We start from the raw sequence: 15,574 nt of genomic DNA, 5'->3' as shown, positions 1-15,574 counted from the left end.
ACTCTCTCTGATTTATAAGGATGCGTATGAAAAAGTTAACCGGCCTGATAGCAGCTCCGCACACCCCCTTTGATGAGCAGGGTGAGGTCAACTATCCTGTTATTGACCAAATTGCCGAGCATCTGGTCAATGATGGCGTGAAAGGGGTCTATGTTTGCGGCACCACTGGCGAGGGCATTCACTGCTCAGTTGAAGAGCGCAAGAACATTGCTGAGCGCTGGGTCAAGGCGGCACAAGGCAAACTGAGCATCACCCTGCACACCGGCGCGCTCAGCATCAAAGATGCCGTCGACCTCTCTCGCCATGCAGAAACACTGGATATCTTCGCGACCTCCGCCATCGGCCCCTGCTTCTTTAAGCCCGGCAATCTTGATGATCTGATAGCCTACTGTCAGGCCATCGCGGCCGCAGCACCCTCGAAAGGCTTCTACTATTATCACTCTGGGATGTCTGGGGTGAATTTGGATATGGAGCAGTTCCTGATCAAAGCTGAATCCAAGATCCCTAACCTTTCAGGCATCAAATTCAATAATGCGGATCTCTATGAGTTCCAGCGCTGCCTGCGAGTGAGTGGCGGTAAATATGATATTCCATTTGGCGTAGATGAGCATCTGCCGGGGGGTTTGGCCGTGGGCGCTATCGGCGCAGTCGGCAGCACCTATAACTATGCCGCCCCACTGTTCCACAAAATCATTGCTGACTTCAATGCGGGCAATCAAGTGGCGGTACAGCGCAGCATGGATCAGGTTATTGCGCTTATTCGTGTGCTGGTTGAATTTGGCGGTGTTGCCGCCGGCAAAGCGGCGATGCAGTTACACGGTATTGATGCCGGTAATCCACGTCTGCCACTGCGGGCACTGACCAAAGAGCAGAAGCAAACAGTGGTGAACAGAATGCGTGACGCAATATATTCTGCTTAATTGAATGATGGCAGTAATAGCAAACAAAGTCGCCTGAGCGGAGAGAACAGGCAGATCGTAAAGACGCCGTAAAATCATCCCTGATGGCTCGAGCCGCGCCCTCCCTGGCGCGGACGCTTTACTCTTCTACCCGCCCTCTCCATTCCAGATCGCGTCATCGGGGTTTGTATCAGTCTGAGGCCGGATATCCGGCCTTTATTATGACCAAGACCAAGAGTTAGAGGGAGAGCAATTTAGTCAGTGACGGCGCGAAATAGTAGCTGCCAGTCACCGGTTTGCTAAAACCAAGTAGCAGATCATGCTTGCCATCTATTGAACCAAACATGCTTAATAATTGCTGCTCGATATTGTGCAAGCGCGCGCAATAAGCAATAAAATATAAGCCATGTTTGCCACTGGCTTGGCCATAAGGCAGGCTTTGGCGCAAAATCTTCAGCCCCTTACCATGCTCTTTCAGATCAACCCGACTGACGTGGGAAGTATCTGGGCGTTGATCCGAAGGCAACTCCTGACTGTCATGCTTGGTGCGCCCAACAATTTGTTCTTGTTTATGCTCAGGAATACGCTGCCATTTTTTCAGGTCGTGCTCATAACGCTGAACCAGAACATAACTGCCGCCCGCATCCTCTTCACCATCAGCAATCACCGCCACCTCTGGCCGGCTATCGCCCTGCGGGTTTTCAGTGCCATCAATAAAGCCGGTAAAATCACGCTCTTCAACCCAGCGGAAACCGTGGGTCTCCTCTTCAACCGCAATAGCATCACCAAAGGCCGCAACAGCCGCTTGCGCTAAGGTAAAGTTGATATCCTGACGCAGTGATTGGATATGAATCAATAGATCGCGCTGAGTCGCAGGGGCAACCATTGGCGCTTTACCCAATGGGACAAAAGGCTTTAACTCTTTCGCGCCCTGCCCATTGGATAGATCATGCCAAATGTCAGAACCGAAAGCGATAACGGCACCTAGATGTTCATGAGGAAATTGTTGCTGCAACTCTTGTAATGAATGGCAGAATTTTTTGCAGCCCTGACGAATGGCATCAAATTCGCCCTGCACTCTTGCTTCCATAAATATGGCAAAACGGCAATGCTCCAGCAAAATGCCACTCTGTACTTGAGTCATCTTTTTTCCTTACTAAAATCCGTATTGATAATGCTGAATATCATAGCTGAAACGATTTAAATAACCTTGCGTCAACGCAAAATAAAATGGAGAAGGGAGATGAGAATATTATTAAGGCGCGAGAAATATGCCGCGCCTTAATAGCATGACAATAAAAATTATTGGCTACTATTTCGCCATATAATCTTACTCACCTTCCAGCTTTTTAGCGTGTCATCAGAGGGCATCAAGCCTTCAGGGCCATGCCAGTCACCGTCAAATAAGTAGCTGACATGCTTGCTATCCGGTGCGACGCACTCTATTTGCGCGGCGTCATCACCATGCCCCTGGCGGCAAACACCAAAGGCTTTTTTATATAAATCACCAAATGGAGTACCAATTTTGACACCCCACTGGCTAGGAATATTTTTATCCATTACGTCGATACGCTCTACCGTACCTTTTGGCTGACCGGATATCACTAGCTTAATTTGCTCCTCTTGCATCGCCTGATAGAAAGAGACTAATTTGCCATCATTGGTTGCCATTCCACTGCGTAACCGATAATCACCTTTCAGCCCCTCTTTAATCTCATTTTCGGCCAGCGGCGTGCTGGCAGTAATCCCGCCGACCCCCTGATCAGTCACCTGCAAGCTGCTACTGCCGCTAAACCAATTGAGCGGAGAGAGGCTTGACCAGGAGAGACCGGACATACTTGAACACCCGGCCAGCAACAAAGGGGCACCCAGTAATAACAACCGCACCCCAGACAACCGTGGGCGAATATTCATCTAAAGCTCCTTAAAAAAAACCACTGCATCCAGTAAGCTTCTCTGCAAAGAGTGCGGCGCAGAGACAGAGTTATGGGCAGTTGAAAAATGATAACCAGTGGTTGGAGTCTTCAGCGCAGAAAAAGTGCCATTGCCACGCAGGCATTGATCGCTATCACTGGTCAGCGGCGCATCTAATTTACTGCGCTACCCAGATGAAAGCCACTGGCGGTGGTTGATAAAACCCACATCGGCCCTATTTAATTGCCGGGTATTGAAACTTCTGCATGTTTTAACTTAAATTTGGTCTACTCTTGAGTACCTGAGAGGCTTTTATCGCCTCCCGTTTTAGACGTAATTATTCATTCATTGAAGGAGCAATATAATGAAAAAATTAACCTTAGCTGCAACGCTAATGATGTTATGCGGTGCGCCACTATTAGCCCACAGCGCGACCGACACCACGAAAGGCGGCTTTGATGGCCCGGCAACCACACAGACTCAACCGGCAACTCAGGGCGGATTTACCGGCCCTAGCGCCACGAACACCACTGTGGATAAAGTCAAAAGTATGCGGGATGACGCCCGTGTGACCCTGCAAGGGAATATTATCGAGCGGCTGGGCCACGACACTTATACTTTCCGCGACGCCACTGGCACCATCACGGTTGATATTGATGACAAACGCTGGAAAGGCCAAACCATCACGCCGCAAGATAAAGTACAAATCGAAGGGAAAGTGGATAAAGACTGGAACTCAGTAGAAGTGGATGTGAAGAATATTAGCAAGATTCAATAATTATCAAGATTCAATCATTCATTTTTAACCTCGGGTACTGTATCTCAGTGAGTTCAGTACCCGATAATACCCCTAACACCTATGCTCTCCTCAACGAATCATCATCAAAGAAAAATATAAAATTCAAATATATTTAATATATTTACTGTGAAGAAATGTTTATTATTTGTTTATTTAAAGCCAATTAAAATAACACTATGATTAAATTTATCAGGCATACCAAGATAAATCGCCTGAGATAATAATTTATACAAATAAAAAATAAATAAGGAAAAACGCAATGATAAATAACGACCACTATTCAATAAACACCAAATCAGAAACAATAGAATTAGAGGGCAAGTTAGAAAATAATAAATTTGAGGTAGATTTAAGGCAAAGAAATTATATTATTAGTAATGCTGACGGCACTGCCACCTTAACTTTCAAGAACAGCAAAAAAGAGAATTTAGTATACATCCCCGGAGAGAATTGTAGCTATCTACTAGATAAAGAATCTGGCCATAAAGTGACGTTTTCTAACGCTGGTTATGCTGGATATAACCAAGCATTAGCCAATTTACAGGAAGCTGCCGATGAGATAGAACACGCACTTTTCAATAATTATGACCTAACCATAGATGGAGATGGAGATATATATAGAGATGCCATAACAGCAAACAAACATTATAATAAGGTAATTAACGACTCTAATTTTACTCATCAAATACTTTACCAAAATTATAACGAGGGAGATATCCCCACCGAATTAATTTTACATAAAATCAATAATGTCATTGAGGTAGTGGATATTAAAATTAGAATCTTGATTTCCAAGCAGAACGAAAAAATAGATAATCTTAATGCAATGAAAGATGAAATCACTAATTACAACAAGCTGTTACATGATATTAATAATAATATTGACAGCAAAAAAATAGATCGCCTTAATGCGGAAAAAAAGGCATTTTCTAATTATAAAAATCTGCTTCATGATTTGAATAATCATATAGTTGATAATCAAATGACTGGTATTAAAGAGATGATTATTGAAAATGTGACATATGACTCAAAAAAATTCATCACCTCTAATAAAACCAACTCCCTCCAGGTTAATTCTCTTGATGATTATTTTGACTATACAAATAACGAGTCGGAATGTATTAACCCAGAAGGGTATCCATACGATGTAATGGCTGAATATATATCTGAATTCAGCGATCAGATGCAGAGCTCTGGAGTGCAGTGTGAGGTTCCACCTTTTGATACTGGCAATCTTCCAACCATAGCTACGACCCATTAATAATAAAAAATTCAATACCCACTTTCCCTCATCTGCTGAGGGAAAGTTTATTCTGATTACGCCAACTACCCCTCAATACTCTTGATCCACAATCAGCCGTTTACCCAGCATGATGCTGTCTTGGGTTTCGTAATCGAGTTTTTCATACATGCCGATCACTGCGTCATTGTCTTCGCGCACCATGATATTCAGCTTCGGGCAGCCGCGGGCGATGAGTTTCTTTTCCAGGCGGCTGATCAGCGCATTGGCAAAGCCACGGCCACGGAAATCGGGATGGACCCCGAGATAATAGGCCGAGCCACGGTGGCCGTCATAACCGCCCATCACTGAGCCGACAATCGCGCCGCTGACCTCTGCGACTAAAAACAGTTCGGGATCATGGTTCAGCTTACGCTCAATATCCATTTCTGGATCGTTCCAGGGCCGCAGTAAGTCGCAATGCTCCCACAACAGAATGACCTCTTCAAAATCGTTTTGCTGAAATACGCGGATTTCCATGGATATTCGCACCCTTGAGTCAAATGGATATGCTGGTTATGACACAATATTATATCACCCAATAATAAAGTGATATTTCCCATCGTGATAGTGCTAATGATATTTGAGCATAATCAGATAAATTTCGTTCGGCTTCCGGCTCAATAAGCACTAATCCACACCGAGAGTACAACAATGGCGTCAAATCGGGGTATACTTGGCCCCTGAAAACTTCCCGATAACTAGAACCCCGCTGATGAATTTACCCGATATCGCCCTAATCAAAACCTATCTGCTGGATTTGCAGGATAAAATCTGTGTCGCTCTGGCCGCAGCCGATGGCAGCGCTACCTTCGCAGAGGAGAACTGGACCCGTGAAGAGGGTGGTGGCGGGCGCAGCCGGGTATTGATTAATGGCGCGGTATTTGAGCAGGCAGGGGTTAACTTTTCCCATGTTTCAGGTGCGACACTCCCGGCATCCGCCACCGCACATCGTCCCGAATTGGCCGGCCGCAGTTTTCAGGCACTTGGCGTATCACTGGTTATTCACCCGCTCAGCCCCTATTTGCCCACCAGTCACGCCAATGTGCGCTTTTTTATCGCCGAGAAACCGGGTGAAGATCCTGTGTGGTGGTTTGGTGGCGGCTTTGATTTAACGCCATTTTATGGCTTTGAAGAGGATGCGGTTCACTGGCATCAGACCGCCTATCAGCTGTGTCAGCCTTTTGGTGAGCAAGTCTATCCGCGCTATAAAAAATGGTGCGATGACTATTTTTATATTAAGCATCGTAACGAAGCACGGGGCATTGGCGGCCTGTTTTTTGACGATTTGAATAGCCCCGATTTTGATAGCTGTTTCCGCTTCACTCAGGCGGTGGGCGACGGCTTCCTCGCTGCCTATTTACCCATTGTTGAGCGGCGCAAAGCACTGAGTTGGGGCGAGCGCGAACGCCAGTTCCAGCTCTATCGCCGTGGCCGTTACGTTGAATTCAATCTGGTCTGGGATCGCGGCACTTTGTTCGGCTTACAAACCGGTGGGCGCACAGAGTCTATTTTGATGTCCCTGCCGCCACTGGTGCGCTGGGAATATAACTATCAGCCGGCGGCTGAGAGCGCGGAAGCGGCATTGTACCGCGATTTTCTGCCGGTCAAAGAGTGGCTAACTGCAGGAGAACAGCACTGATGCAAATTTGGGTTGATGCAGACGCCTGTCCGAATGTGATTAAAGAGGTGCTGTTTCGCGCCGCAGATCGCACCGGCATCATGGTCACACTGGTGGCGAATCAGCCACTAAAAACACCACCATCAAAGTTTATCCGCACGTTACAGGTTGCTTCCGGTTTTGATGTCGCCGATAACGAAATCGTGCAGCGGGTTGAGAAAAATGATCTGGTGATCACCGCCGATATCCCACTAGCGGCAGAGGTGATTGAGAAAGGCGGTATCGCACTCAATCCACGGGGGGAGCGCTACACTCCTGATACCATCCGTGAGCGACTGAATATCCGTGACTTTATGGATACTATGCGCGCCAGCGGCATTCAGACCGGTGGCCCTAACACCCTCAATCAGCGTGACCGCCAGCAGTTTGCCAATGAGCTGGATAAGTGGCTACAGCAAGCCGGCAAGGCCCGATAAGTCAAAACCCGCCGAGGCGGGTTCAATACTCAAAGTCATTGGCGTTGCAGCCAGGCAGCAGTTGAGGTAATCCCGATGAGCTGACATCAGTAACTGATTCGGGTGACCGAAAGCCGCTAACAACACTGCAACGCCCAGGACGAAGAGTATTTAGAGCGGTTCGGTTTGCGCCTCGACGACTGCCAACGCCACCATATTGACGATTCGCCGCACCGACGCAATCTGCGTCAGAATGTGAACCGGTTTTGCCACGCCCATCAATACCGGCCCGACAGTCACCCCTTCCGACGAGGTCACGCGCAGCAGGTTATAACTGATACGTGCCGCCTCCATATTTGGCATAATCAATATGTTAGCCGCCCCTTTCAGCGGACTATCTGGCATCAGATTATGGCGGATACTCTCCACCAGCGCGGCATCACCGTGCATCTCACCATCAATTTCCAGCTCAGGGGCCATCTGATTGACCAGCGCTAATGTGCGGCGCATTTTGCGCGCCGCCGGGCAATCTGAAGAGCCGAAACTTGAATGGGATAGCAGCGCAACTTTCGGCTCGATGCCGAAACGGCGCACAGTTTCAGCCGCCATTAATGTTATCTCCGCCAACTGCTCTGGTGTCGGATCATCGTTGACATAGGTATCGGCAATAAAGGTGTTGCCAGTCGGCAGCAACAGCGCATTCATCGCCCCCGCCACATGTGCCCCCTCACGGAAACCAAACACTTTCTCCACCACATCATAATGTTCATGATAGGTGCCGATGGTGCCGCAAATCATCGCGTCAGCTTCACCTCGGTGCACCATAATGGCACCAATCAGGGTTGGGTTGCCAATCACTGCGCGGCGGGCCTGCTCCTGCGACACCCCACGGCGTTTCATGATTTGATAATATTCGTGCCAGTACTCGTTAAAGCGCGGGTCAGACTCATTATTGACCACTTCGAAATCTTTGCCGATGGCAATTTGCAGGCCCAACTTCTTCAGCCGGGTCTCAATCACCGTTGGGCGACCAATAAGAATCGGGTATGCCAGTCCTTGGGAAATCAGCTCCTGAGTGGCGTGCAGCACCCGCTCCTCTTCCCCCTCCGCCAACACCACCCGCTTCATCTCTTTTTTCGCTTGCGAGAAGATAGGCTTCATAAACAAGTTGGTTTTGTAGACGAATTCGGTCAATTTCTCGATATAAGCATTGAAGTCAGTGATGGGACGAGTGGCCACACCAGAATCCATTGCCGCTTTAGCCACTGCGGGCGCGATTTTGACAATCAGACGCGGATCGAATGGTTTCGGGATAATATATTCAGGGCCGAAGGAGAGATCTTGCTCACCATAAGCTGACGCCACCACATCACTCTGCTCAGCCAGCGCCAGATCAGCGATGGCGTGTACACAAGCCAGCTTCATCTCTTCATTAATAGTGGTCGCCCCCACATCCAGCGCACCACGGAAGATGAATGGGAAGCAGAGTACGTTATTGACCTGATTCGGGTAGTCCGAGCGGCCAGTACAGATAATCGCATCCGGGCGCACCGCTTTAGCCAGTGGCGGCAAGATCTCAGGCTCTGGGTTCGCCAGCGCCAGAATCAGCGGGCTAGGAGCCATGGTTTTCACCATCTCTTGGCTTAACACGCCCGGGCCGGAACAGCCGAGGAAGATGTCCGCACCCGGCATGGCGTCGCCCAGTGTGCGCTGACCATGGTCATCAATGGCGTAAGCCGCTTTGGTTTCAGCCATATTGGCTTCGCGGCCCTTATAAATCACGCCTTTGGAATCACAAACCGTGATGTTGTGATGCTTTAATCCCAGCGCCACCAGCAGATTTAAGCAGGCAATGGATGCCGCGCCGGCGCCGGACACCACCAGTTTCACATCACTAATATCTTTTTTCACCACTCGCAAGCCATTGAGCACTGCGGCAGTACAGATAATAGCAGTGCCATGCTGATCGTCATGGAATACCGGGATCTTCATGCGCTCGCGTAATTTCTGCTCAATATAAAAACATTCCGGCGCTTTAATATCCTCCAGATTGATGCCACCGAAGGTCGGCTCCAGTGAGGCGATAATATCAATTAATTTGTCCGGGTCGAGTTCATCCACCTCAATATCAAATACATCAATACCCGAGAATTTTTTAAACAGAACGCCCTTACCTTCCATTACCGGTTTACCGGCTAATGCGCCGATATTACCCAGCCCAAGAACTGCGGTGCCGTTGGAAATAACCGCGACCAGGTTGCCACGCGCCGTATATTTGTAGGCTGCCGCAGGATCAGCTGCAATTTCCAAACAGGGGGCCGCAACACCGGGAGAGTAAGCCAGCGCCAAATCCCGTTGGGTTGCTAGCGGTTTGGTTGGCGACACCTGAATTTTCCCTGGGGTGGGGAATTGGTGAAAATCAAGCGCACTCTGTTTCAATTGTTCGTCCATTGTAGGTTCCCTTTGCTTTTTTGTTTTGAGGTAACAGCTGAACCAGTATAGTGAGTGAATCACCACAATCTATGAACCAGGGCATACTCTGCATAACATTTTTGTATCAATCAGGGAATTTGCTTATCAATCAGAAGGGATTATCAATAATGGCGAAATTAAATGCCGCTCAGGTAGCGGCAGTAAAAGTATCGCGGTGGTACAGGTAGGAATAATATTAGTTAAAAAAGCCCTGGATTTGGGCATATTGTAACAGCATGATAGTTTTGCCATCTTTAATCCGACCATCGGCAATCATCGCCAGCGCCTCGCTGAAGGGTAGTTCAACCACATCAATCACCTCATCTTCTACACCAACATTATCAGTGACTTTCTGATCCGCATGATATTGCGCAGCAAAGAAATAGATAATTTCAGTCACGCCACCCGGTGACATATAGGCTTCAAACAACTTTTGCACTTTATCAATCTGATACCCGGTCTCCTCCATGGCTTCACGGCGAATACACTCTTCCGGTGAGTCATTATCCAATAACCCTGCGCAGGTCTCTAATAACATGCCAGTAGGATTACCATTAACATAGGTGGGCATACGGAATTGGTTTATCAGTACTACTGTGCCCTTTTCACGGTTATACAGCAGAATGGTCGCGCCATTACCCCGGTCATAGACTTCACGAATCTGTTGCACTGTGGTGCCATCATCAGCTTTTAAATCAAAGGTATATTTATGTAATTTAAACCAATTTTTGGATAACACTTCACACTGAATATTTTCAATTTTAACTGACATAACGCCCTTCTTTTATCGCGGCAAAAACGTGGAAGTTATTCCGGTGACAAATCTGCCGGAAACAGATTTGAATGCTGCGTGTAGCAGCCTTATAACGGGGAGAGCGGTGAACAGGCCACTCCTGCAACGTCGAAGTCGAAGGATTTAGCGTAATCTATCACTTGCAAGTTGATAAACTTCATTGCGCTCTCTTTTTCCTACGGCAACCACTGCAATAATCAAAATATCATCGATAACTTCATACACTAATCTAAATCCAGAAGATCGTAATTTAATTTTGTAGCAATTTTTCATGCTGCGCAGTCTTGCGCTTTCAGTATGCGGATTATCGCTGCATTTTTTTAATTTCTTGGCAAACTGCTGCTGTATCGTCTTATCCAGTTTGTGCCACTCCTTTAGCGCTTCTTCTCTGAATTTAACGGGATAAATCATAAATAGCTGTCCAGATCGATATCATGCAACGATTGATTACGGCGCTCATTGACCAGTTTTGCTAGCTCATGATCATCGAGTGCATCCATTATTTGTTCGTAAAGTTCGGCGGGGACGCAATAGAAAGCGGGTTGATTGCGGTTGAGAATGGCAACAGGAAATCCCGCGCCAGCATTGACCGTTGCCATTGGATTTTTCTTCAGTTCACTCACACTGGCGCTGGTATCAGTCAAAATCACACTTGGCATAAACACCTCAAAAGACCTGTTAACAGGTCTCATTATGTGAGATGCAGCTTAATATTGCAATAAAAAATGCCTTGTCGACACTACGTCCACAAGGCATCTAACCACTATTTTATTGATACCGACGGCGTCAGGATTAAAACCCGGTTGGGACATCCTTCATATCCGGCAACTTATGGGCAATGCCTTTATGGCAGTCGATACAGCTCTTGCCTTCAGTGATGGCTTTACTGTGCATCTTCGCCGCCACAGTTTTTTGCGCGGTGAAATCCATATTGTCGAAATTATGGCAATTTCGGCACTCTTGCGAACCATTGGCTTTCATGCGCGCCCACTCATTTTCGGCCATGGCCAGACGATGGGCCTCAAACTTCTGCGGCGTATTGATCAAGCCAATGGTCTTGGCATACAGCTCTTTACTGGCCTTGATCTTGCGCACCATTTTTGGCCCCCACTCATGGGGCACGTGACAATCAGGGCAGGTCGCCTTTACACCACTGCGGTTGCTGTAGTGGATGGTTCCCATGTACTCCTGATAGACGTTATCTTTCATTTCATGGCAGCTAATACAGAATTTTTCGGTATTCGCCATCTCCATGCCGGTATTAAAACCGCCCCAGAAAATGATGCCACTGACAAAGCCAATCAGCAGTAAAGTCCCTAGCGCCAGTCGGCTTGGCCGACGCCACCACTGCCATATCCGTCGGATCACACCGGGCTTTTTAGTTTCACTCATCACTGGCCTCTCTCATCACGAATCTCACAGTAGCACCTGGGTTATTGACCAAAGCCAGGGGCTGGTTGGAAGCTGTTACCGACAATAGGTGCGGCATCGGTTTGTGGCACATGGCATTGCAGGCAGAAATAGCGACGTGGCGAGACTTCACTCGACACTCGACCATCGCGGTCAATAAAGTGGGTCGGGCTAACCCGTGGTGCGCCGGTGGTTCGATAGTGCTCAACGCCGTGGCATTGCAGGCAGCGGTTGGTATTTTTGCTGATTTGATAACCATCCACACTATGGGGGACCATTGGCGGCTGGTTAACATAGTTCAGCGCCATCCGCTGTTGCTGTCTCGGCATTGTCACCTTGCCTGCCGCACTCCCTGAGACCTCCGGTGATTGGCTTAAGTCCATTTCAACATTGTTGGCCGCATTGACCGCGCCGGTGACCACCAGTACCGCCAGCAGCGATATGATTGCCAAAAATCGGCGGTTTAGTGATTTAAACATTGTGCTATTCATTATTTCCTCCTGAAAGACACTCTTTTCCTGAGCATCCCTGGATGATTTTGATAAGTGAGTGGCATAGCCCGCCCTTGGGCGAGCAGCCGTATCACTCCACTACATCACGCCACTCCACTAAATCACGCCACGACCCGCGCCAATTTCACTGCGCATTTCTTGAAGTCTGTCTCTTTGGATAGTGGATCGGTGGCATCCAGCGTCAGGTTATTCACCAGTTGTGCCGCATCGAAGAACGGCATATACACCAGCCCTTCTGGTGGGCGGTTGCGGCCTCGGGTCTCCACCAGGGAGATAAGTTCACCACGGCGTGAAATCACTTTCACCTTGTCGCCACGGTGTAAACCACGCTTTTTGGCATCCAGTGGGTGAATGAATAGCACCGCTTCAGGGAAGGCGCGGTGTAACTCAGGTACGCGGCGGGTCATGGAACCGGTATGCCAGTGCTCCAGCACCCGGCCGGTAGAGAGCCACAGGTCATACTCTTCATCCGGGCTTTCAGCGGCGGGTTCGTAAGGCAGGGCAAAGATCACCGCTTTACCATCCGGTTTGCCATAGAAGCGCACCTCCTCGCCTTTCGGCACGAAGGGATCGAAACCTTCGCGGTAGCGCCAAAGTGTCTCTTTACCATTGACTACCGGCCAGCGCAGACCGCGCTCTTGGTGATAACGATCGAATGGGGCTAAATCGTGGCCGTGACCGCGACCAAAATCGGCATACTCCTCAAATAGCCCTTTCTGGATGTAGAAACCGAAATCGCGCGCTTCGTCATTCAGTTGATCGGCGGGGATTTCACTCAGCGGGTATTTGCTCACCACATCGTTGGCAAACAGCACCTCATACAGCGTTTTACCGCGATATTCCGGCTTCTTGTTAACCAGCTCAGCCGGCCACACCTCTTCAACTTTAAAGCGTTTGGCGAACTCAACCATCTGCCACAAATCAGATTTTGCTTCGCCCGGTGCCGGGACTTGCTGACGCCAGAACTGAGTGCGGCGTTCGGCATTACCATAAGCGCCCTCTTTCTCGACCCACATCGCCGTCGGCAAGATAAGGTCAGCCGACAGTGCACTGATGGTCGGATAGGGGTCAGACACCACAATAAAGTTGCGCGGATCACGCCAGCCTGGCATACGATCTTCGTTGATATTCGGGCCAGCCTGCATGTTGTTATTGCACATCACCCAGTAGGCATTGAGGGTGCCATCTTTCAGCGCCCGGTCTTGTGCTACCGCATGTAGGCCCACTTTTTCGGGGATAGTCCCGGCAGGCAGTTGCCATTTGGTTTCGGCAATCTGGCGATGTTTTTCGTTGGTCACCACCATGTCTGCGGGCAAGCGGTGGGAGAAGGTCCCTACTTCACGTGCGGTGCCGCAAGCCGATGGCTGGCCGGTCAGGGAGAAGGGGCCAGAACCCGGTTTGGAGATCTTGCCGGTTAACAGATGCAGGTTGTAGCACATGTTGTTGGCCCAGACACCACGGGTGTGCTGGTTGAAGCCCATCGTCCAGTAGGAGACCAGTTTCACTTTCGGATCAGCATACAGCTGCGCCAGTGACTCCAATTGGTCTTCCGGCACGCCGCTCATTTTAGCGGCTTTTTCGACTGTATATTCGGCGACGAAAGCTTTGAAATCATCAAAACTCATTGGCTCAGAAGCATCGCTACCCGGATTTTTCGCCGCTTTTTCCAGTGGATGGGTTGGTCGTAAACCATAGCCAATATCAGTGGCACCACGACGGAAATTCACATGGCGGTCAAGGAAGCCCTGATCAACAGCATTGTTTTGGATGATGTAATTGGCGATGTAATTCATGATCGCCAGATCGGTCTGCGGGGTGAAGACCATCGGGTTATCAGCCAGTTCAAAGCTGCGGTGCTCATAGGTCGAGAGGACGGCAATTCGGACATTTTCATTGGTCAGGCGGCGGCTGGTCATGCGTGACCATAAAACCGGGTGCATCTCCGCCATATTGGAGCCCCAGAGCACGAAAGCATCTGCTTCTTCAATATCATCGTAGCAACCCATTGGCTCATCCATGCCGAAGGTGCGCATAAAGCCCACCACGGAAGAGGCCATACAGTGGCGGGCATTGGGGTCAAGGTTGTTGGAGCGGAAGCCCGCTTTCAGTAATTTCGAGGCGGCGTAGCCCTCCCACACCGTCCATTGGCCGGAGCCAAACATGCCAACAGCCGTCGGGCCTTTCTCTTTCAACGCATTTTTGAATTTCAGCTCCATGATATCAAAGGCTTTTTCCCAACTGATTGGGGTGAAATCGCCCTCTTTATCATACTGCCCCTCTTTCATCCGCAGCAGCGGCTGGGTCAGACGGTCTTTGCCGTACATGATTTTTGGCAGGAAATAGCCTTTCACGCAGTTCAACCCACGGTTGACCGGTGAGTCCGGATCACCTTGCGATGCCACGATGCGACCATTTTGCGTGCCGACCAAAACACCGCAGCCAGTACCGCAGAATCGGCAAGGTGCTTTATCCCACTTTATTGCGTTTGATGTCTCACCCACCACAGCCTTAGCGACTGTGGGTATGGTCAATCCGGCTGCGGCAGCTGCGGCAACCGCAGCATTGGCCTTCATAAAATCCCGGCGACTGAGTTTCATGGCATTTCCTCACCTTGGCTATCCTGCTGGTGATACACCAGCGATACAGCCAGCACACCATCCAGATTACGTGCTGACTCAATATAATTCAGGAGCACGTCTGAGCGCGCCGCCTGCATGACCACCACCAGTTTGCCTTGCGCGGCATCACTGGTGGGTATTTCAGTGCCCGGGATCGCCAGCAAGCTGTCAATCAATTGCGCAAATCGCGCCGGTTTGGCTTGCAATACCAATCCGCAGACATGCCACTCTTTATTGTCCATCATCACTCCGGGTGAGGGTTACGGCTTGAACTGGGCAGCCGGGCACACAGGCACCGCAGCCAGTACAGGCTGGTAAATCTAATTCGGGCTGAGCAATGCCATTCAAGCGCGGGCGGAACTTAATCGCTCGCGTTTCACAGCTATCCTGACAACTACGGCACTCAATATTGTGAAAAGGCAAACAGCGGTCTGATATGTTGATGTTAAGTGACCAGGCTGCCCGTTCTGTTGCGGTAAAAACATCGGCTTCACATGCCCGCACGCAGGCCTGGCAAAAGCTGCATTCGGCACGCTGAAAATCTATTTCGGGGAATCCACCACTGCCCGCGATCAATACGCCGGTTTCACAGGCGGCAACACAGGCATGGCATCGGGTACAACCCGCAATAAAATCAGCCTCCATCACCGACCAGGGGGGGCGTATAACAGAGGAGTGTTGCCTATCCGCTCGCCAAAGGCCGGTCAGTAATTTACGCCGCGATAAATCAGTCATGCTGATATCCTTAATACCTGCTGGCGCGCCCGCGAGTGCAAGAGAGATAGTTCATTTAGCGCCCAAG

17 protein-coding genes are annotated in these 15,574 nt (G+C 49.3%); 5 read left to right on the top strand and 12 right to left on the bottom strand.

From position 1 onward, the window contains the following. Positions 1-26 precede the first annotated feature (26 nt). Entirely contained in the window at positions 27-920 is an 894-nt protein-coding gene (locus tag FFE93_RS06185) for a dihydrodipicolinate synthase family protein (RefSeq protein WP_049600767.1), read from the top strand. Between the two features lie 217 nt (positions 921-1,137). Here FFE93_RS06185 and FFE93_RS06180 read toward each other — a convergent pair whose 3' ends face one another. Next, complete coding sequence (locus tag FFE93_RS06180) at positions 1,138-2,043, bottom strand: Dyp-type peroxidase (protein WP_005273395.1); 906 nt, start codon at positions 2,041-2,043, stop codon at positions 1,138-1,140. Between the two features lie 158 nt (positions 2,044-2,201). Next, entirely contained in the window at positions 2,202-2,813 is a 612-nt protein-coding gene (locus FFE93_RS06175) for an RpoE-regulated lipoprotein (protein WP_005273393.1), read from the bottom strand. Positions 2,814-3,177: 364 nt separating this feature from the next. Between FFE93_RS06175 and FFE93_RS06170 the strand changes: the two genes are divergently transcribed. Both FFE93_RS06170 and FFE93_RS06165 read left to right on the top strand, forming a co-directional pair. Continuing rightward, complete coding sequence (locus FFE93_RS06170; protein WP_005273390.1) at positions 3,178-3,591, top strand: YgiW/YdeI family stress tolerance OB fold protein; 414 nt, start codon at positions 3,178-3,180, stop codon at positions 3,589-3,591. A gap of 280 nt (positions 3,592-3,871) precedes the next feature. Next, positions 3,872-4,873 carry a hypothetical protein gene (locus tag FFE93_RS06165; protein ID WP_138774915.1) on the top strand — a complete coding sequence of 334 codons (1,002 nt, stop codon included), beginning with the start codon at positions 3,872-3,874 and terminating at the stop codon, positions 4,871-4,873. Positions 4,874-4,945: 72 nt separating this feature from the next. Here FFE93_RS06165 and FFE93_RS06160 read toward each other — a convergent pair whose 3' ends face one another. Further along, positions 4,946-5,371 (bottom strand): GNAT family acetyltransferase, encoded by a 426-nt coding sequence (locus FFE93_RS06160; RefSeq protein ID WP_049600761.1) that lies wholly within the window; start codon positions 5,369-5,371, stop codon positions 4,946-4,948. Between the two features lie 235 nt (positions 5,372-5,606). On the opposite strand from FFE93_RS06160, the gene hemF reads away from it, so the two are divergent. Continuing rightward, complete coding sequence (gene hemF, locus FFE93_RS06155) at positions 5,607-6,533, top strand: oxygen-dependent coproporphyrinogen oxidase (RefSeq protein WP_005273381.1); 927 nt, start codon at positions 5,607-5,609, stop codon at positions 6,531-6,533. After that, positions 6,533-6,988: a YaiI/YqxD family protein gene (locus FFE93_RS06150; protein WP_032897515.1), complete on the top strand. Its 456-nt coding sequence runs from the start codon at positions 6,533-6,535 to the stop codon at positions 6,986-6,988. The genes hemF and FFE93_RS06150 overlap by 1 nt, the downstream gene beginning before the upstream one ends. 150 nt (positions 6,989-7,138) lie before the next feature. Here the strand turns inward: FFE93_RS06150 and maeB are convergent, their stop codons facing one another. The 9 genes from maeB to napF all read right to left on the bottom strand — a co-directional run bounded on the left by maeB (position 7,139) and on the right by napF (position 15,507). Further along, positions 7,139-9,418, bottom strand: a complete 2,280-nt coding sequence (maeB, locus tag FFE93_RS06145; protein ID WP_005273379.1) for an NADP-dependent oxaloacetate-decarboxylating malate dehydrogenase — start codon at positions 9,416-9,418, stop codon at positions 7,139-7,141. A 217-nt stretch (positions 9,419-9,635) separates the two neighbouring features. Beyond that, positions 9,636-10,211 carry a GDP-mannose pyrophosphatase NudK gene (nudK, locus tag FFE93_RS06140; RefSeq protein ID WP_005273377.1) on the bottom strand — a complete coding sequence of 192 codons (576 nt, stop codon included), beginning with the start codon at positions 10,209-10,211 and terminating at the stop codon, positions 9,636-9,638. A gap of 144 nt (positions 10,212-10,355) precedes the next feature. Then, positions 10,356-10,643 carry a type II toxin-antitoxin system RelE family toxin gene (locus FFE93_RS06135; RefSeq protein WP_138774914.1) on the bottom strand — a complete coding sequence of 96 codons (288 nt, stop codon included), beginning with the start codon at positions 10,641-10,643 and terminating at the stop codon, positions 10,356-10,358. Continuing rightward, a complete protein-coding gene (locus FFE93_RS06130) occupies positions 10,640-10,891 on the bottom strand; it encodes a type II toxin-antitoxin system Phd/YefM family antitoxin (RefSeq protein WP_032897508.1) in 252 nt (83 codons plus the stop codon). Before FFE93_RS06130 ends, FFE93_RS06135 begins: the two co-directional genes overlap by 4 nt. 133 nt (positions 10,892-11,024) lie before the next feature. Next, the gene (gene napC, locus FFE93_RS06125; RefSeq protein WP_032897505.1) at positions 11,025-11,624 is read right to left on the bottom strand and encodes a cytochrome c-type protein NapC; all 600 of its coding nucleotides are present in this window, start codon (positions 11,622-11,624) and stop codon (positions 11,025-11,027) included. A 41-nt stretch (positions 11,625-11,665) separates the two neighbouring features. Continuing rightward, the gene (gene napB / locus FFE93_RS06120) at positions 11,666-12,133 is read right to left on the bottom strand and encodes a nitrate reductase cytochrome c-type subunit (protein ID WP_032897502.1); all 468 of its coding nucleotides are present in this window, start codon (positions 12,131-12,133) and stop codon (positions 11,666-11,668) included. Positions 12,134-12,255: 122 nt separating this feature from the next. Then, positions 12,256-14,751: a nitrate reductase catalytic subunit NapA gene (napA, locus tag FFE93_RS06115; RefSeq protein ID WP_032897499.1), complete on the bottom strand. Its 2,496-nt coding sequence runs from the start codon at positions 14,749-14,751 to the stop codon at positions 12,256-12,258. Further along, positions 14,748-15,014, bottom strand: a complete 267-nt coding sequence (napD, locus tag FFE93_RS06110) for a chaperone NapD (protein WP_032897496.1) — start codon at positions 15,012-15,014, stop codon at positions 14,748-14,750. Before napD ends, napA begins: the two co-directional genes overlap by 4 nt. After that, complete coding sequence (napF, locus tag FFE93_RS06105; protein ID WP_005273362.1) at positions 15,004-15,507, bottom strand: ferredoxin-type protein NapF; 504 nt, start codon at positions 15,505-15,507, stop codon at positions 15,004-15,006. Before napF ends, napD begins: the two co-directional genes overlap by 11 nt. Positions 15,508-15,574: the final 67 nt, after the last annotated feature.

Origin of the sequence: Yersinia sp. KBS0713, from assembly GCF_005937895.2 — a bacterium.
Taxonomy (GTDB): domain Bacteria; phylum Pseudomonadota; class Gammaproteobacteria; order Enterobacterales; family Enterobacteriaceae; genus Yersinia; species Yersinia bercovieri.
Note: the sequence above shows the minus strand (reverse complement) of the source record. Positions and strands in the feature narration are given on the sequence as shown.